The sequence below is a fragment of the Glutamicibacter protophormiae genome (genome assembly GCF_016894325.1).
Lineage (GTDB): Bacteria > Actinomycetota > Actinomycetes > Actinomycetales > Micrococcaceae > Glutamicibacter > Glutamicibacter protophormiae.
In genome coordinates this window covers 3,745,398-3,763,988 of record NZ_CP069806.1, presented here as the reverse complement: position 1 = coordinate 3,763,988, position 18,591 = coordinate 3,745,398, and the positions used below count along the sequence as shown (strand labels likewise).

Annotated in this window: 14 protein-coding genes and 2 pseudogenes; 12 read left to right on the top strand and 4 right to left on the bottom strand. The window is 58.9% G+C overall.

What is annotated here, in order from left to right:
* Positions 1-11: 11 nt before the first annotated feature.
* Both JQN66_RS17550 and JQN66_RS17545 read left to right on the top strand, forming a co-directional pair.
* Positions 12-1,271: a substrate-binding domain-containing protein gene (locus JQN66_RS17550; protein ID WP_204676132.1), complete on the top strand. Its 1,260-nt coding sequence runs from the start codon at positions 12-14 to the stop codon at positions 1,269-1,271.
* 12 nt (positions 1,272-1,283) lie between these two features.
* Positions 1,284-2,645, top strand: a complete 1,362-nt coding sequence (locus JQN66_RS17545) for an MFS transporter (RefSeq protein WP_082344921.1) — start codon at positions 1,284-1,286, stop codon at positions 2,643-2,645.
* Positions 2,646-2,903: 258 nt separating this feature from the next.
* Here JQN66_RS17545 and JQN66_RS17540 read toward each other — a convergent pair whose 3' ends face one another.
* Together JQN66_RS17540 and JQN66_RS17535 are read right to left on the bottom strand one after the other, a co-directional pair.
* Positions 2,904-3,923: a dihydrodipicolinate synthase family protein gene (locus JQN66_RS17540; RefSeq protein ID WP_053799255.1), complete on the bottom strand. Its 1,020-nt coding sequence runs from the start codon at positions 3,921-3,923 to the stop codon at positions 2,904-2,906.
* A 41-nt stretch (positions 3,924-3,964) separates the two neighbouring features.
* Positions 3,965-4,978 (bottom strand): ornithine cyclodeaminase family protein, encoded by a 1,014-nt coding sequence (locus tag JQN66_RS17535; RefSeq protein ID WP_053799254.1) that lies wholly within the window; start codon positions 4,976-4,978, stop codon positions 3,965-3,967.
* Between the two features lie 171 nt (positions 4,979-5,149).
* Between JQN66_RS17535 and JQN66_RS17530 the strand changes: the two genes are divergently transcribed.
* The 9 genes and pseudogenes from JQN66_RS17530 (at position 5,150) to JQN66_RS17490 (ending at position 16,085) form a co-directional block, all read left to right on the top strand.
* Positions 5,150-6,526 carry an aldehyde dehydrogenase family protein gene (locus JQN66_RS17530; RefSeq protein WP_053799253.1) on the top strand — a complete coding sequence of 459 codons (1,377 nt, stop codon included), beginning with the start codon at positions 5,150-5,152 and terminating at the stop codon, positions 6,524-6,526.
* A 102-nt stretch (positions 6,527-6,628) separates the two neighbouring features.
* Positions 6,629-8,134, top strand: a complete 1,506-nt coding sequence (locus JQN66_RS17525) for a bifunctional 3-(3-hydroxy-phenyl)propionate/3-hydroxycinnamic acid hydroxylase (protein WP_082344920.1) — start codon at positions 6,629-6,631, stop codon at positions 8,132-8,134.
* A 57-nt stretch (positions 8,135-8,191) separates the two neighbouring features.
* A complete protein-coding gene (locus JQN66_RS17520) occupies positions 8,192-9,130 on the top strand; it encodes a VOC family protein (RefSeq protein WP_053799251.1) in 939 nt (312 codons plus the stop codon).
* 29 nt (positions 9,131-9,159) lie between these two features.
* Positions 9,160-10,191, top strand: coding sequence for a fumarylacetoacetate hydrolase family protein (locus JQN66_RS17515; protein ID WP_204676131.1), 1,032 nt, complete (start codon positions 9,160-9,162; stop codon positions 10,189-10,191).
* A gap of 62 nt (positions 10,192-10,253) precedes the next feature.
* The gene (locus tag JQN66_RS17510; RefSeq protein ID WP_181728098.1) at positions 10,254-11,018 is read left to right on the top strand and encodes an ABC transporter substrate-binding protein; all 765 of its coding nucleotides are present in this window, start codon (positions 10,254-10,256) and stop codon (positions 11,016-11,018) included.
* Between the two features lie 83 nt (positions 11,019-11,101).
* Positions 11,102-12,118, top strand: a complete 1,017-nt coding sequence (locus tag JQN66_RS17505) for a fumarylacetoacetate hydrolase family protein (protein WP_204676130.1) — start codon at positions 11,102-11,104, stop codon at positions 12,116-12,118.
* A 134-nt stretch (positions 12,119-12,252) separates the two neighbouring features.
* Positions 12,253-12,726: a cupin domain-containing protein gene (locus JQN66_RS17500; RefSeq protein WP_053799248.1), complete on the top strand. Its 474-nt coding sequence runs from the start codon at positions 12,253-12,255 to the stop codon at positions 12,724-12,726.
* Positions 12,723-14,693: an acetoacetate--CoA ligase gene (locus JQN66_RS17495; protein WP_204676129.1), complete on the top strand. Its 1,971-nt coding sequence runs from the start codon at positions 12,723-12,725 to the stop codon at positions 14,691-14,693. The genes JQN66_RS17500 and JQN66_RS17495 overlap by 4 nt, the downstream gene beginning before the upstream one ends.
* A 495-nt stretch (positions 14,694-15,188) precedes the next feature.
* A pseudogene (locus JQN66_RS17490) lies at positions 15,189-16,085 on the top strand (IS982 family transposase).
* Positions 16,086-16,121: 36 nt separating this feature from the next.
* Here JQN66_RS17490 and JQN66_RS17485 read toward each other — a convergent pair.
* Positions 16,122-16,343, bottom strand: a complete 222-nt coding sequence (locus JQN66_RS17485; RefSeq protein ID WP_204676128.1) for a hypothetical protein — start codon at positions 16,341-16,343, stop codon at positions 16,122-16,124.
* Positions 16,344-16,596: 253 nt separating this feature from the next.
* Positions 16,597-17,347 (bottom strand): annotated as a pseudogene (locus JQN66_RS17480) (transposase).
* 183 nt (positions 17,348-17,530) lie between these two features.
* On the opposite strand from JQN66_RS17480, the gene JQN66_RS17475 reads away from it, so the two are divergent.
* On the top strand, positions 17,531-18,556 hold the full coding sequence (locus JQN66_RS17475; RefSeq protein WP_239464248.1) for a YdcF family protein: 1,026 nt from the start codon (positions 17,531-17,533) through the stop codon (positions 18,554-18,556).
* Positions 18,557-18,591 lie beyond the last annotated feature (35 nt).

Sequence of the window (18,591 nt, the reverse complement as noted above, 5' to 3'; positions counted from 1 at the left end):
AGGAGTTCGATATGCAGAAAAACACCAAAATTCCACGAATCTCAAAGCTTGGGGCAGCGATTCTGGGAATTAGTGCCCTGGCATTGACGGGTTGTGCGGGAGGCACCAGTGCGGATCCTGCCGCCGACGGTGCGGCAGCAAGCAACCAATCCGGGCCTGTCGCAGACGGCGCATGTGGTTCGGTTCCCAAAGGTGCAGCCAATGATCCCAACGGTCTGTTGAAAGATTTCTCGCCAGAAATCGCTGATGGGTACTCCCTGCATCCGGACGAGGTACGCACGTCGGCGTGGGCCGACTATAAGTCAAAGAAGACCGAGGGCTTCACCGCCGCCGTGGTGGGGATGCCACCTGCCAGCCCCTTTATTGCCTCCATGTCCGAGTCGATTCGTGCAAGCTTGAAGAAGGCGGACGTTGAGGTTCTGGGCGAATTTGCTCCGGATGATCCATCCAACGTGCCACTGCAACTCCAGCAGTTCAATGAGGCCCTTGCCCTGAAGCCGGATGTCATCATCTATACGGCAATCGCTCCGGAACCATCGGTTGCACTGGCAAAACAGGCCTTTGATGCCGGTATCCCGTTGGTTGCCGCCCAGGTGCCTATCGACTCCGAATATGCCGTCACCGTAACGCGCAATGTGCCATTGGCGATTGCCGAAGTCACCGCCGGAACTATGCGTTCCATTGGCGGCAAGGGCGACGTGCTTCGAGTTGCCGGTATCCCAGGCATTCCAAGCTCCACCTTGGCCGATATTGGCATGGACGCCATTTTGGAGACTTGCCCGGATGTAAAGGTCGTTGGTTCGGTGACCGGATTCTTCCAGCCGGCCACCGCGCAGGCTGAGGTACAGAAGTTCCTTGCCACTAACCCGGCGGGCGTTGATGCGGTCATGCAGGCCGGAACCATGGGTGTTGGTATTCGCAATGCCTTTGAAGAAGCTGGCATGGACGTTCCACCGATTGCAGATGACGGTTCAAGCCACGGCTTTGCCTCCTGGGCCTTGGCCAATCCCGAGTACCCGTACTTTGGAACCACTACTCCATCAGTTCGCACCGGCGAAGTTTCCGTTGAGGTGGCCTTGCGCATACTGAAGGGTGAAGGCCCGAAGATCAACCAGATTGTGGAGCCTTCGGTGCTTGTGACGCGCGAGAACCTTGAGCAGGTTGCTGACGCCGCGTGGGAACCTAGCGATCTGACCGATCTGGCCGGAAGCCCGGATGACTATCTGCCCACCGAGAAGCTTGACCAGTTCTTTTCGAATCCCGGCAAATAAGGCGAACTAGGCATGAATCACGACACTGAAAATGTTGTGCCTGCTGCGCATGCACCCCGTGAGCGTCTGACTGGGCGCCACTGGCTCTACTTCACGATGATTACGCTGGTGCTGTTGACTGACGGCATGGACGTGACGATAGTCAGCCACGTTTTCCCCACGCTCATCAAAGATTGGGGAGTTTCGGTGGGCGGCGGCATCGCCTTCGTCGTCGCCGTGGGATTCCTCGCGATGGGTTTGGGCGCCATTATTTCCGGTGCCTTATCAGTGAGGTGGGGACGCAAGACTATTCTCATCCTCAGTGTCGTTATTTTCGGCTCCGCCACCGCGCTGGGAGGTACGTCCGCAGATTTTACGCAATTTGTCATCTGGCGTCTTCTTGGCTGTGTAGGAATGGGTGCTGCGATGGCCTCCGGCAACACCTTGCTGGCGGACCTGGTTCCGGCACGTAGTCGGGCCGCCCTGCTCGCAGCGGCCTATGCCGGTGTTGGACTGGGAACCACCATTGGCGCCACCCTCGCAGGCTTCCTGCTGCCCACCGTAGGATGGCGGGCGCTGCTGATAGTTGGCGGCGTGATTCCCCTGGTGATTATCGTTGTACTGGCCTTCGTAGTACCCGAGTCACCGGCGCGCCGTGCGGTGAAGCTGGCTGGGAATATACCGGTGAAAGTGCTGGCAAAAGATCGGGTCTCGGTCCGCAGTGACCTGGGGAAGAAGTTTGTGACCACCACTTTGCTGCTGTGGATCTTTGGCTTCTTTTCGTTGGGCACTCAGCTGCTCATTGCACAGTATCTGCCTACACTGTTGCAGTTGCCCGTTCCTGGCTTGGGCACGGTGCAAAGCAGCACCATTGTGGGTCTCTACGGGTTCACCAGCGTGCTGGGAAGCATCGTACTGGGGTTGCTCCTGGTACGCGGCTCCCGATTCACGGTGATTGGTGGTGCCTTGTGTCTGGCCGCGGTCATGGCACTGGTGGTTTCTATGGCGCGTGAACCAAGTTTTGGTTCATTGCTAGTCATTCTGGGGATTACCGGCTTTATTTTGCCCAGTTCTTTTGGGCCAACTCGTGGAGTTCTTGCGGCCATGAGCTTCCCGGAGAGCGCGCGTGGTTTGGGCATGGGAGTCACTGAATTCGGTGGCCGACTCGGCTCCGCGACAGGCGGGGTAGTTGGAGGAACACTGATCGCCACCGGTATGGGCTTGTCTGGTATCTTTTTGGTGCTGTTATTGCCTATCGGGGTCCTGCTTGGCGCGTTGGCTGGATTGCGTCAGCAGTCCCGGCACTTCCAAGCAGCGGAAGAAACATTTGATGGTTCGAACGCTGCCAAACCAGGACCGAAAAGAAAAACACCATTGCAAAGCGTGGGGGACTGACCCACTGATCAATGGCGCATAGTCCGAGCGAGCTTTGAGGCTCTCGTTGCGGCGAAATATCTTCACGATACTTCGCTGCAACGGGAGTCTTTTTGCGCGCATGGCTACGCGCATCAGGCATAGCAAAAACGGTGTTCCGGCCTGGGTCATGTGTTGCTGCCACGCACTGAAAGCCCCCTGGGGAAGTATGCAATCCAAAGAGCTGGTTTGCGTTTCCTCAGGGGGCTTATGAACCCTCGTGCTGCAGTGCGCTGGCTGCTAGGCGGAGACGCGTCCGCGCATGAATTCTTCATCCGGTGAGTCGGTGACCGGAAGGCCGGAAGCTTCCAGGCTTGCGCGTAGCTGCTTCATGAAGCGGTCAGGAAGCTTGGCTGCAGGTGGACGCAGTGCACCGCCATTGAAGCCCGAAAGCCATTCCTGGTACTTCCACTGGGTGCGGTTGATCATATTGGTACCCGGGGTGGAGGTCGCGGAAACTGCGCCGTTTGCCGCGCGAGCTGGCTGGACCTTCCAGTACAGTTCCATGGCTTCTTCCCACTTGCCGGTCCGGGCCAGCTCGAACGCGCGTGGGTAGTAGTCACCCATCCAGTTGGTATTCGCAGTACCGGAGAACTGCATGTCCAAGACGGACATCAGCGGAATGATTTCGGACTCGATGGGGCAGGAGATGACGACCTCATCACGGAAGTGGTGGTACATCTCCATGACGCCGGGAATGCCTGGGTAACCCTGTTCTGCCTTGATCGCCACGATGCTTGGCATCGCGTCCAGTATGCGGCGCACAAACTCAACGCTCATGCCAGCCGGGTGGATGCGTTCAAATCCCCACGCTGGCAGCGGGAAGAGCATGGCTGCCATGTTCGTTTCATCGGTGAACTTCTTGGTGTAGTCGAACACCTGATCATAATTTGTTGGCCAGAAGGATGCTGGGTAGGCAAGCAGCGTGCGGTCTGCGCCCGCGGCTTCGGCCAGATTTGCGGCGTGGATGTTCTCTTCCAGGGTGCCGAAGATCGCGTGGAAGAACAACGCGAAGTCCGGACCGGCCGCTTCGCGGGCAATCGCGGTGATCCGCGCGTTTTCTTCCGGAGTCACATTCGCTTCGGCCACAATCAGCGAACCGGCATAACCGCGTTCCTTGAGCAGCAGGATGTCATGGCGAATTGCGTTTTCATTGATTGCAGAAAAATCTGGCGTGAAAGACGGGTGGGTCACCGCGACGGTGCCGGTGAAATTCTCTCGGGCCCAGGAACGAGCTTCGGACTTGGCGTAATCCACCATGAGGTACTCCTTGTTTTTGGGTTGGTATCTTAAAAAGTTAGTTATTTGCGGCTTGTAACGATGCCGACGGGCAGTGCCGTGCCTACTCCCTCAGTGCGTGCTCGGTTCAGCAGCATCTCAGCCACAACAATGTCCTGCAGGCCAGAGCCCGTTGACTTGTAAATCCTGATCCCCGTCTCGGTGTCGATCTGCCTCTCAGCACCCAGCGCAGCTTGCAATGGCAGTACTACGGCATCTACATCGATTCCGGCTGCGCGCGCGGCGATCATGTCGCCGCTGTCATGGACTACTTCTTCATAGGTGTCCACCACGATGGTGCTTGCCCGGCCAATCAATTCGACGGGTAGTTCACGTTGGGTCGGGGTAGTGGAACCGATGGAGACAACCGAAGCGTTGGCGCCAACCCAGTCGGCTTGCACGGTGGGCGATTCATTGCGCGAGCGGGCGGCGCAGAGGATCAGGTCCGCGCCTTCGACAGCCTCGCGAGCCGAGCCGACAGCGAGTGCCGGAGCGTCAAAAACACCGTCGAATTCCTTCGCGAAAGCTTCGCGGTTGGCCACAGTGGGGCTGAACACGCGGATATCTGCGAACTTCATCAGGTGGGAGAAGGCGGTGAGGTGGGAGCGGGCCTCGAATCCCGAGCCGATAATGCCTACGCGCATTGCGCGCTGCGGCACGATAGTGGAAACTCCAACAGCGGTGGTTGAGGCGGTGCGCAAACCGGTTACCCGGTTGCCGTCTATCAGTGCCACCAAGTCTGCGGTGTTCTTATCGAACAAGGAGATCAGGTAGCTGACGGTGAGCCCATCGGTGAATGACCCGGCGATGGACTTAGCACCAAAGACCTTACCGCTGGCAGGTGCCGACGGCATGATGCGCAACCACTCTTGCGGGGACTGAGCAAAAATTCGTCCCGGGGTTCGCAGCTCGTCGTTATCGGTGCTGTAGGCCTCGCGAATTGCCTCAATAGCACTGGACCAATCCGAGAGGTGAGCGACATCAGCGTCGGTCAGGAACAGCGGAAAGTCCTGCGGCAGATTTCCTTCTGCACTCATGGGCGTTCACTCCTTTGAAAGTCTGGAACATGACGAAGCATGCTCAGTCATGTGCATCACATCACATGGCGTTAGGATAAATACTATCCGATACGAATCGTATCTCATATACTCGGAGCAACAGGTTTTCGAAAATGACGAAAACGTACCCCAGCAAAGGAATTGAAAACCATGGCAATCTCAACAGTGAATCCAACCACCGGCGTCACCGAACAAGTCTTTGAGGCCCACTCCGCCGAAGAAGTGGAGCGCCGCATCGCCTGTGCCGACGAGGCAGCGAAGATCCTGCGTGGAACCAGCTACGCGCGGCGGGCCGAATGGATGAAAGCAACCGCCCAGCTCCTGGAAGCTGAAGCTGAAGAGCTGGGAAGGCTGATCACCCTGGAGATGGGAAAGCCTATCGCGCAATCGGTCGCCGAAGTGCGCAAGTCCGCGGCATCGATGCATTTCTATGCTGATAATGCCGAAAAGTTCTTGGCCGATACTCCTTTGGAAGACCCGTCGGTTGTTGGCGCTTCAAAGGCATGGACTACTTATCAGCCATTAGGCGCCGTGCTTGCGGTGATGCCGTGGAACTACCCCATTTGGCAGGTCATCCGCTTCGCAGCTCCTGCGCTGATGGCGGGCAATACCGGTCTGCTTAAACACGCCTCGAATGTGCCGCAGTCGGCAATCTACCTGGACACTCTCTTTGAACGAGGGGGCTTCCCTGCGGGCTCATTCCGCACGCTGCTCATCGGTGGCAGCGCGGTCGCCCCGGTTATCGCGGATCCGCGGGTTAAGGCCGTGACCCTGACCGGTTCCGAACCTGCAGGGCGTTCGGTGGCTTCGATTGCTGCGGATCATGTGAAGAAGTCGTTGCTCGAACTGGGTGGCTCGGATCCGTTTGTTGTCATGGATTCGGCCAACGTTCCTGCTGCGGCGGCTACTGCAGTGAGGGCGCGGATTAGCAATAATGGCCAATCCTGCATCGCGGGAAAGCGTTTTATTGTGCATACCGATGTTTATGACGAATTTGCTGCTGAATTTGCACGGCTGATGGGTGAGCTCGTGGTGGGCGACCCAATGGATCCGGCGACGCAAGTTGGTCCACTGGCCACCGCCGATGGACGCGACGAATTGGCCGGTCTCGTGGATGACGCGGTGGCCCTGGGTGCACAGGTGCTTGTCGGGGGCTCAGCCCCGCAGGGTGAAGGGTATTTCTACCTGCCTACGGTAATTGCCGGGCTAAGTGACGAAATGCGGCTGGTCCAAGAGGAAGCCTTTGGCCCGGTTGCCTCGCTATACCGGGTCCGGGACCGGGAAGAAGCACTGCAGGTTGCCAACCAGACCACCTTTGGCCTCTCCAGCGCGCTGTGGACCAATGACGCCGCCGAAGAGCAGTGGTTCCTGGAGCGGCTCGAGGCGGGAGCGGTGTTCATCAACGGGATGACGGTCTCAAATCAAGAGCTGCCATTCGGTGGGATTAAGCGCTCGGGCTTTGGCCGCGAGCTGGCCGCCGAAGGTATTCGCGAATTCTGCAACCTCAAAACGGTATGGAAGGCCTAGACGGGAGCATTCATTCAGTCCTGCCGGCCTGGCCACTTGTGTGCGGTCGTGACGGGTGTTACATTTATTCGAAACGATACGTACTGAACTTGAAGGAGTGGGATGGCAAAGATCGTTGAAGTTGACGTGGTGGTGGTTGGCGGTGGACCGGTGGGCGTTACTGCATTGGCCTTGCTGGGTCGCGCCGGCCTGAGCGCCGTTGGGGTAGAGCGCGAGATTCAGGCGTGGCCGACGGCACGCGCTGTGCATTTTGATGGAGAGATCTTCCGCACTCTTCAATCCTTGGGAGTGGCAGAGCGCTTCGCCAAGGCCACATTGCCGATGGCCTCGATGCATATCGAGAACGAGGCGGGCGAAGTCTTGATTGCCGTGCCAACCGGCCAGCTCGGGGCGCAGGGATGGCACGACGATCTGACCTTCCACCAGCCTGAGATCGAATGCCTGTTGCATGAGGTCGTAGAGGAACTGCCAGGCGTTGAGCTGCGCCGCGGCATGACGGTGCTTTCAGTGCGCAATGTTGCCGAAGGCGTCGAAGTTGCGGTGCAGAACGAGGATGGCGAGGAATCCTTGATCCGCGCCCGTTGGGCCATCGCAGCTGATGGAGCCCGCTCGCAGAGCCGCAAAGCGCTGAACATCGAAACCGAAAAAATCGGCGAGGATGCGCAATGGCTGGTTGCCGACGGGATCCTTGAAGACAGCCCCGGATTGTCCTCGGACATGATCTTCTTGGGTCACCATACCCGCCCTGCTTTGTGGATACGGCTCCCCGGCAAACGTGTGCGCATGGAGTTTATGCTCATGCCGGGGGACGACCCCGAGGAAATTACTACCCCGGCGGGCCTTGAGCGCCTCAGCCGCGGAGTGCTGCCGGCAGGTAAATTCACTGCAGACCGCCTGGCGACCTACACATTCCGTGGACGCATTTCCCGGCGGTGGCGTGCCGGCAACATTTTCCTGGCCGGCGATGCCGCCCACCAGGCTCCACCGCTCTTCGGACAGGGCCTGTGCGCCGGAATGCGCGACGTCGCCAATCTGGTCTGGAAGCTGGACGCAGTCAAGCGCGGCGCTGCCGATGACAGCCTGCTTGACACCTATGAGTCAGAACGCTTGCCGCACGCACGGTTCTGGGTGGAGCAGGCTGCCAATGCCGCGGGCTTCCTGCAGACCACCGATGCAGAGGTCGCTAAGCAGCGTGATGCCTTCATCCGCGCCAATCCCGCGGCCTCGGCACCCGTCGCACCCCCACTGGGGCCGGGTCTGCACGAGGGGGAAATCGACAGCCGCGCCGGACATCTGGCCACGCAGCCGATCCTCGCCGACGGGGTGCGCCTGGATGACATGGTCGGTTCCCGCTTCTTGGTGGCAACAACTCCGGAGATCTATTCCGCCGTGCCGGCTGGGCTGCGCAGCCAGCTCGAGGACAACGATTTCGTTGTCGTCTTGTTTGATCCTGCCAAGGCCGGCCGGATTCTTGAAGCCGCCGGTGCCAAGGTCGTGGTTGTCCGTCCGGACCGCTACATCCTGGGTCTCGGGGATACCCCCGAAGCACTCGAACGCATCGCTGCCAGCATCCCGAAGGTCGGCCACGACGTGCCGGCGAACCTCTAGCCCAAAAATTCTCAAGACACACCTCCGCCCAGGCGGAAAGAACTACAGGAGAAAATCATGGCCTTCAGCCCAATCACACACCTGCGTCACTTCGATATCGCGGTGCCCGATTACAAAAAACAGGTTGACTTCTACAAGAACCACTGGGGATTGACCGAGATGCAGGACGACGGCGGAGTGACCTACTTTGCCGCCGAAGGTTCCCCGGAGCAATACTCGGTCCGCGTCCGCGAGGCCGATGAAAAGCGCCTTGACATGGTCGCGTTCGGCGCTGCCGACAATGCCGCGGTGGACCAGCTTGCCTCGGACCTCATTGCCAAGGGGGTGAAGCTCATTGGCGAACCCGATGACCTCAAAACGCTTGGCGGGGGGTACGGCTTCCGATTCTTCGACTTGGAAGGACGAACCATCGAGGTCTCCTCGGATGTCGAGGTGCGCAAGCACCGCAAAATCGAGGAACGCGAAGCCATCCCGGTGCGCCTATCCCATGTGGTGCTCAACTCCCCGGAACCGGAGAAGATGCTCGCTTGGTATGAGCAGCACCTGGGCTTCCGGCTCTCCGACACACTGAACCACCCGCGCGTGGGGGATCTGTTCTACTTCCTGCGATGCAACTCGCAGCACCACTCCATCGCCATTGCCCGCGGCCCGCACGCCTCGCTGCAGCACGCGTCCTTCGAACTGCGCGGGATCGACGAGTACATGCGCGGCAGCGGCAAGCTGTTGCGCTCGGGATTCAAGAAAATCTGGGGACCGGGACGCCACAGCGCCGGGGACAACACCTTCACCTACTTCCACGATCCCAACGGCAACACCATGGAATTCACCACCGAACTTGATTCGATCGACGAGGACACCTGGCACCCGAGCATTTACGACACTTCTGATCCGATGACCTCGGACCAGTGGGGCACCGGCGGGGATATGGATGAATTCATTGCCAAGGAAATGTTCAACGACAAGGACAAAGGTCTTTTTGTCCCGCCACCGGTATAGGCAAGAACATGATGGAACGTGGAGGAGCCATGAAGGAAACTCGCATCGGCGGATTCAAGCTGGGCACCTTCGAGGATGGCACGGAGCAATTTCCCGGGGCCGTCTTTGAGGACCAGGTCGTGAACCTGCGCAGCGTGCTGCCGGGCATCACCCGGATCGGGGACCTGTTTGCCGACTGGGACAACAATCTGGACTTAATCGAGTTCCTCGACCCTGCCGCCGCAGGTGCACGCCCGCTGGCGGGGTTGGGGGTGCTTCCGCCGCTGCAGCCGGTGGGCACCATCATCGCCGCCGGGGCCAACTACCGTGAGCACGTCATTCAGATGAGCGTTGCCCACAAGCTGGGGAAAGAAGGTGCCGACGAGAATCAGTTGGCGGCCGACGCCGCGGCCGAAATCGACGAACGTGGCCGTACGGGTGATCCGTACGTCTGGACCGGGATCCCCTCCGCTGTCTGTGGCGCATATGACGACGTGCAGTTGCCCGATGTCGGCGGCAACGTCGACTGGGAGCTGGAGCTGGGTGTGGTCATCGGTCGTAAGGCGCACCGGATTGCGGCAGCAGGTGCCATGGATTACGTCGCCGGGTACACTATCGTCAACGATGTCACTTCGCGCGCTCTCGTGCCGCGCACCGACATTGCGATGATGGGTACCGACTGGTTCCGGTCGAAGAACCAGCCGACTTTCTTCCCCACAGGGCCCTATGTGGTGCCGAAGCGGTATGTGCCGGACCCGGCAAAGCTGCGGATCCAATTGAGCCTCAATGGCACGCTGATGCAAGATGCCCTGGCCGATGACCTGCTCTTCGACATCCCGAGCCTGATCGCCTACGCATCCTCTGTCGCGGTACTGCAACCCGGTGATGTGCTGATCACCGGTTCTCCGGCGGGCAATGGTTCGCATTGGGGTCGGTTCCTGCGTGATGGAGATGTGATGGAAGCGGAGATCACCGGTCTCGGGGCCCAGCGCTCGACGGTCCGCGGACCTTCCGGGCAGTTGCCTCCCTGGTACGCAGACCGTCCGATTGCGGTTGCCGCGGCCGGTGGGGCAGCCTCGTGATACTGCGCCAAAGCCACTTCGTTCCGCCGGTACCCTACCTGCTGGCTACCGAGCTGGGATTCTTGGATAGCGTTGAGGTTCAGTCCACCCGGACCACCTCCAGCGCGGAGCAGCTCGCCGGGCTGCTGGACGGCACCATTGACGTGGCCATCACCGCCATGGATAACTTGTTCGAATGGGACCGGGCCGGTGCTCGGTTGCGTCTCATTGCTCAAGTCGAGGCGACCACCCCGCTGGGCATCTATGCGCGTGATGAGATGGCAACTATGGCGGATCTGGCTGGATTCAGGTTCGCCGTGGACGCCCCGGATAACGGTTTTGCCCTACTTGCACGGCATCTGCTGGGCGGCGCAGGAATCGACGTGGATTATGTGGTGATCGGCGGGGTACGCGAACGATTTGAAGCACTGCTAGCCGGAGAAATCGACGCGAGCCTGCTCGGCCCGCCATTCGACAAGCTTGCTGAACAAGCCGGTATGAGGTGTGTGTCAGAGGTGAACGAACTTCTGCCGCAGCTGCCGGGCCAAGGTCTGGTGGTGCGTACTGAGTTATTGGGATCTGAGGAGCTCACCGGATACATGCGTGCGCTGGCACGCGGTGCCGCGTCCGGTGAATCGATGGACGAGCAGGCCGGCGTGGCGCTGCTTGAGCGTCATGGCTATCAGTCCGCCGCGGCAACTGCATGGGCTGCGCGGGCGAGGACATTATCGGTGGATCCCATGGGCCTGGAGCTGCTCACGCAGATTCGCCGTGGACTCGGAATGCTCTCAGGCCGCAAGCCGCTGGCGGAATTGTGCGAAACTGGGCCGCTGCTGCGGGCCAGCTGAACCATGAGTTTTTGAAGCATTGCATTTTCGTAACCTTAATGCGATACTATACGTATCGAATCTATTACAGAGCAGGAGAAGCCATGAAATTTGGGCGCATTGCAGTAGACACCCCCGATGGTGAACAGATTCGCCTGGTTGCCGCGGAGCCGGACTCCGGCCGAGTTATCGATCTGGCGAGGTCATACGCACTGACCTTGCAGCGCAAAGGTGCCGAACCAGAGCGCGCCCGAGAACTTGCTCTGGCGGTACTTCCCGGAAGCCTGGCCGCGGGACTCGGGGGAGGTTCTATCTTCCTTGACGCCGCGCATGACGCCTTGGGTGCAGCTGATGATGCTTCTTTCGCCATTGATGAAGTCTCTTGGCGCGCGGCCGTTGACTCCCCGGTCATCCGCGACGGGCTGACCTTCGAGAAGCACATCCAGAACTTCCACCGGATTGTTGCCAAGGCGCAGCCGGCACGCTCGATCTACGACCGCCCGGGCTACTTCAAGGGCACCACCGCCATGTCCTACGGGCATAACCAGGAACTGCCCTACCCTGATTTCACCGAACAATTGGACTGGGAACTGGAGATCGGCTACGTCGTGGGCAAGTCCGGCAGCAACCTGACCCCGGATAACGCGATGGAGCACCTCTTCGGCATTACCGTCTTCAACGACTTCAGCGCCCGCGACATCCAGGGCGCGGAAATGCCCATCGGCATGGGCCCGCAGAAGTGCAAGGACTTCGGCTACGGCATCGGACCCTGGGTCACCACGATGGACGAAATCGACTCCCTCGAGGGACTGCACGGCCAGGTCCGCGTCAACGGCGAGGTGCTCTCGGACACCAAGGTCGAGGACTTCGTCTACACCCCCGCGGAACTGCTGGCCTACGTCTCGATCTCGGACCGCCTGCAGCCAGGGGACCTCATCGGGTCCGGCACCATGGGCTTCGGTGCCGGTGCAGAAATCGGTACGTTCCTCAAGCCGGGCGATGTCATCGAGCTCGAGGTCGAGGGCGTTGGTACGCTGCGAACCCCAATATCCAAGGAACGCGAGAAGGCTCCTTGGTGGCCAGAACCACGCCAGTACCCACACGAAAACTGGGTTGCGTAATGTCCCGCCCGCCAGTTCGCCGGATAGTTACCGGCCACAATGACCAAGGTCTCGCAGTCATACTGTCGGACGCAGACGCACCGCACCATTTCTCCTCGGACGCGATTCCAGGCTTTGGAGCCACGGTTCCGTGGATGACCAAGGCCGGCGTTATCGACCACGTCAGCGATACTGACATGGCCAGTGCTGACACGGAAATTCCAAGTTTCCCGGCCCCGGGAGAGACGATTATGCGGATCGCGGATTTTCCGCCTGATTCCGTCTACCCCAAGGAAGCAAATTCGGCGATCTTTGACGAGTTGGACGGCCATGAGGAAGCGGAAGTCGGTGCTGAACGCAGCGGAGGGAAGCACTTCTGGTTCCACCGCACCGAATCCTTGGATTACGCGGTAGTTCTGGAAGGCGAAATCACTCTACTCGTTGATGATGGTGAGGCCACGATGCGAGCCGGAGACGTGGCGGTACAGCGAGCTACCAGTCATGCATGGTCAAATCGAACTGACAAAACTGCAAGAGTCCTGTTTGTGTTGATTGGCACCGAACCGATCTCGGCTTCAGAGATTGCGAGTCAGCGTCGAGTAAATTCAACGTCTATGGATGCATCATGATTATCGATATCGCCGCAGCAGATGGTGAAATGATTTGGCAGCCGGATAGCGCAGGAATTATGCAGACCGGTGTCGCACGGTTTGCCGAGTTCGTTGCGCAGCATGGCCATGACTCCAAAAATGACTATGATTCACTCTGGCAGTGGTCAGTTGATGAGCCTGCAGAATTCTGGGAACTTTTTGCCAAATTCGCTGGAGTGGAATTTGGGGGTGTGGCCGGTGACGTTGTAAGCCAAGACCCAATGCCCCACACAAAATGGTTCCCCGGACGTACGCTGAATTTTGCCAGGCACCTGCTTCATGGTCATGAGGGCACCGCGTTAATTGCCATTTCGGAAGATGGCGGGCGTGAGGAAACGAGTTGGGAGTCTTTGCGCGGCGAAGTTGCGGCCCTCGCACAGTACTTGCGTACGCAAGGCGTGGGTCAGGGTGATCGTGTTGTTGCGATCCTCCCGAATGTCGCCGAAGCAGTGGTGGGTCTGCTCGCCACAGCTTCGCTTGGTGCCATCTGGTCGATTTGCGCCCCCGAGTTTGGTGCCGGCGCAGTCGTTTCGCGTTTTGCTCAGCTGGAACCGAAAGTAGTGCTTGCAGCGCCTGGCTACATGCTGGGTGGCAAGGACCGTGACCGTCGGGATGAACTGAATGAAATTATCGCTCAGTTGCCCACCGTGGAACAGCTTATCTGGGTTGAGCGACACACTTCGATTCCTACATTCGACACTAAGATCCCGGCAAGCACCTGGGAAAAGGCGGTAGCCGAACCTGCAGAACTGCGTTTTGCGGACGTTGAGTTCAGCCACCCACTATGGGTGCTGTTCTCCTCCGGTACTACGGGTATTCCTAAGGGTATTGTGCACGGTCATGGCGGAGCCTTGCTTGAGGAGCTGAAAATGCTTCTGATTCACTCTGACCTGCGGCCAGGAGATCGTTATCTAAACGTGGCCTCGACCAGCTGGGTGCTCTGGAATGCACTGGTCAGTGCTCTGGGTGTGGGAGCAACGGCCGTGCTTATTGACGGCAACCCGGTTTTCCCTTCACTGGATAGGGTCTGGCAAATTACTGCGGACGAGCGTGTTGCGGTTCTGGGTGTGGGTGCGGGCTTTGTCCATGCATGTGCCAACACGGATTTGGTGCCAAAGAGCCAGCATGATCTTGTGTCCTTGAAGAGCTTGCAAGTTACGGGTTCTCCGCTGTCCGCGGATGGATTCCGCTGGGTCTACGCACATGTGGGAGACATCTGGCTGGCTTCTATGAGCGGCGGAACGGATATTGCTTCGATATTCGTGGGTGGATCTCCGACTATGCCTGTCCACGTTGGGTATATCCAAGCGCCAGCGTTGGGCGTGCGGGTTGAATCATGGGATGAGCAAGGCGACCCGACTACGGGCAAGGGCGAGCTAGTAGTCACTCAGCCGATGCCTTCAATGCCCCTGAGTTTCTGGGGAGATGACGGTACTAGGTATCACGAGAGCTACTTCAGTACGTATCCTGCAGTATGGCGCCATGGAGACTTTATTGAGTTCACCCGTCGAGGCATCCTCATCCATGGTCGTTCAGACTCAACGCTCAACCGTAATGGATTGCGACTTGGCTCAGCAGATATTTATGCTGCTGTTGAATCCCTGCCTGAGGTTGTCGAAGCCTTGGTTGTTGGGGTGGAGCTGGGTACCGAGTACTATATGCCGCTTTTCGTTCAATTGACCAATGGGGCAGATCCAGAGGTAGCTAAGGATGCAATCATCGGGTCCATCCGGGAGAATCTATCGGTCCGGTACCTACCAGATGAGATTGTGTTCATGCGAGCTATTCCGCATACTCGTACTGGCAAAAAACTCGAGGTTCCGGTCAAGCGGATGCTTCAAGGGACCCCGCTTGAGAAGGTTGCAGATCTGGGTGCAGTGGATGATCCAGAACTGCTGGAAGTGTACTCCGAGTTTGCGCTGGAGAAGCAATCGGTGAATTTATAAGAACTAAAGCGGATCTTCAAGATTGAGAGTGTGACCAAAGAAAACCAGCCCACGGGAATCCGGGCATGTTGCCCAAGCACGAAAAAGTCGAGGTCTTCCAGAAAAATGGAAGTTACCACACTTGCCATTTTCGAGAGACCTTGACGTTGCTTACTTTACCTTCACTGCACCAGCCCTCACCGCTTTCACCGGCCTGGAGCATCTGGTCACCTGTGTGCCTGGTGCCTTGTTTATCCGTAGAAACTCACACGTAGCACAGGGTCTTAGACAGACCACCTGGCGTGTCCTTTCGAGGTATTCACAGGCGCAGGAAGCTTCTGCAAAACTGGCGTGTCCGAATTTCTGAACGAGCAGAGGGTGCCTAAATCGGTAACTTTCAAACGATCTAGATGAGTAAGTCCTAAACTACTCCAACACAAAAGACCTCCTGAAACAGATCAAAAATCTGGTCAGGAGGCCTTTTAATGCTTAGCGGAGAGTGTTAAGAATTATGGTGTGAACAAAAACCTAAACACCCTCCTGACAACACTCTACGTGTTCGTCACCGACCATGTCATCCCAACCATGCCCGCAAGGCCACGACGAGGACGACGGCAATTACTCACCGACGCGGAACTGCTCTGCCTGGCTGTGGCCCAGCACCTGCTGCACGGGGACGCTTCCGAGTCCCGGTGGATCCGCTACGCCCGCACCCACCTGGCTGGCATGTTCCCGCATATTCCCCAGCAATCCGGATACAACAAGAGGATCCGCGCCGCCGCGCCCCTGGTGTCCCATACCCTGAGCGTCCTGGCCAAGGACGTCCCCACCTGGAACGACGTGCTGCGGCTGCTGGATTCCACCCCGGTGCCCTGCGGCCAGTCACGCGAAACGGTGAAACGCTCGGACCTGGCCGGGCAGGCCGGCTACGGGTACTGCGCCTCGCATTCACGGTATTTCTGGGGTTCCGGCTTTACCTGGTCGCCACCCCTGAGGGCATGCCGGTGATCTGGGGGTTGGCCAATCCGAAGATCGGTGAGCGTGAAGCGATCGCCACGATGCTTGATGCCAGTAGCGACCTGGTGGCCGACGGGCAGGTGATCCTGGCGGACAAGGGCTTCCGGCAAACAGTTCGAAGCGTTTATCAGCGGGGACCTCAAAGCGCATTTGCTGCGCCCTGATCGGAAGGATGAGAAGCCGCGGTTTGGGGATTTCGGCGGGATCCGCCAGTGGGTCGAGTCGATCTTCGACACCCTCAAAGGGCAGTTGGGTTTGGAACGCCACGGGGCCCGGACCTTGGAGGGGGTGATGGCGAGGGTGGCGTGCAAGCTGTTGGCCATGGCGGCAGGGATCTGGCACAACTGGAAGATTGGCGCCCCGCGCAAGCGCTCTCTGGTCGCGTATGACCATTGAGGACGCGGGGCGATCATTAGAAATTAATCATCTAGCTCAGGGTGAGACAATCGATGGATTTCCGCTAGCGTAAAAATTCAATTGGCCATTAATGTTAATGATTTTGAAGTTGTCGCCAGTAGGCGACGAGTAGGTGGAAGACTCCCCATTTTTTAGAGACCTCATTTTTTCTGCCAGATTGTTGGTTTCAGGCTGAGAAGCTGCTGTCACAGCAGTTTCACCTGAAGCAACGACGGCAGGAGCCGCTTTTGCGGGCATGCACATCGTTGTAGCAAGTGCAAGAGAAACGACAACGGCGATTGAAGTGGAAGTAATTTTTTGAATGAGACCATGCTATGAGGACCACCTGATAGATTTAATCTTCATTTCGACCTTATACATGCTTAACTTGAGCTGTAAATCATGCTTTCGTAGGAGGATCAGTGACGTGCCGTTCATGAGTTGCACGTCACTGGGTGCACGTGATCGATCGACCGAATCAGGGAAACATTTGATTCGGTCCACGATGAACTTAGAGACCGCGCCAATGGGGCCCAGCTGGTTCGTAAGGCTTTCGATGAGGCCTTGCATCCCACCGATGCGTCACCCACGCTTTCCCGATCAGCCTGCGGATCACGATGACACTGTTCGAGGGGCTGATCATGGCATCATTGACCCGGACCTTGCCCTTGGTGCTGATCCTTCAATCGCAACTCAGGTCGGTGTACAGGTCCCTGGTCTTGGCGCTGTCATAATTAGCATCCAGGTGCGCGGTGATCTGCTCTGGCCGTCGGTAGCCGAAACGGGCAAGGCGTTCGAGGGTGGGACGCAGCAACGGGGAGTCATGCCGGTTCGCGCTTACGGCGACGCAGCCGACCGGGATGCCTTTCCCGTCGGTCATCAGCGAGCTCTTGGTGACTTGCATGTCGCGGTCCACTGGGGATTTCCTAACGGCTTCGCCGTCGTAGGGTGCTTTGACCATGTAGCCATCGATGACGAGGTTCTCCAAGGTCCAGTCCGATGATCCGGCCGGAGGGCTCCAGACAGATCTGCTCCAGTTCGCGGAAGATCCCTGAGGTGATCCATTCGTGGCGGCGGCGTCGGATGGTAGTGGCCGAGCAGGTCGTGTCGCTGATTTTCTCGTAGGCAGTGCCCAAGGCGAGGACGTGGATGGGCTTGTCGAAGATGATCCGGTCGCTGATCCTGAGTTTGTGGCAGCCCAGTGGATGGGTGCGTGGCCGTTCGGGGATCAGTGCCTCGAATTGGCGCCAGAGGGGCTCGATGTAGGACGACGGGAGGGCAGGCGCGTGACCTTCTCGTGTAAACGGTTCCCGGCAAACCCTGCTTGACGCTGTCTGTGCCTGCTTCACTGCCTGATGACGTGCCTGGCGTGGTTGATCACGCTGGCGTTAATACTTACTGCGGATGTTTCACTCCTATTGGCGCGATCTCTAAGCTGGATCGTGATGGAAGACTTCGGCTACGACTTAATTTCCCTGGCGTTCCTCGCGGTGCTGTGGACGGCATTCATCCTGCTGTACCGCAAGGAGCCGCGCAGGCTCGTGCTCGCCGCGGCCCTGCTGCCGCTGGTGCTGCTCACCTTGTCCACGATCTCCGAAATGCTCACGAGCTTCGTGCCCGGTTTCGGGTTCCTGATGGCGATCCTGGTTGTGCTCATGCCGCTGATGCTGGTGGTGTTCGGCGGGGCGCTGATCTACAACGGCATCCTGATGTGGCGGCGCGAGGGCGCGAAGATCCCCAACCTGCTCTCGCTGATCGCGGGAATCCTGGTGTTCGCGCTACCGGTGGCGGCCCTCGGCCTGGTGATGATCTCCCAATGGTGGAGCTTGTCCCTGGCATTCATCATGTTCTTCGCCTCCGTGTTCAGCGCCAGCATCTTCGCCATGCTGCTGCTGTATTCGTGGGTGAACGCCAGGTTCCCGGCCAAGGGCCGGGGCGCCGCGGTGATCGTGCTCGGTGCCCGGACCATCAACGGCCAGGTCACCCCGCTGCTGCGCGGGCGGTTGGACAAGGGCATCGAGCTCTACCGGTCCCAGCGCGACCCGAAACCCTACATGGTTCCCACCGGGGGACAGGGGCGCGACGAGATCGAGCCCGAAGGCGTGAGCATGGGCCGCTACCTGGCGGAGCAGGGGATCCCGCAGGAGCAGATCCTGGTCGAGGACCGGGCCAAGGACACCATCGAAAACCTGGAATTCTCCAACCAGCTGGTCCGGGCACAGCGCGGTGACGGGCGCCTGTGGCTGGTCACCAGCGACTACCATGCGCTGCGCGCAGGGCTGGCCTCGCGGACGCTGGGGCTGGACGCGCGCTCGTTCGGCGGCAAGACCGCCGCCTACTACCGTCCCAGCGCATTCCTGCGCGAATGCGTGGCGATCGCCCGCGACAACCTGAAGTTCATGCTCCTCCTGGGCCTGCCGTTCGCGCTGATGATTGTCGGCGCGCTGTTCGTCGCCACCTCGGTCTCCTAGGAGCCGCACCCCGAAACCCGGAGCACACCTCGATT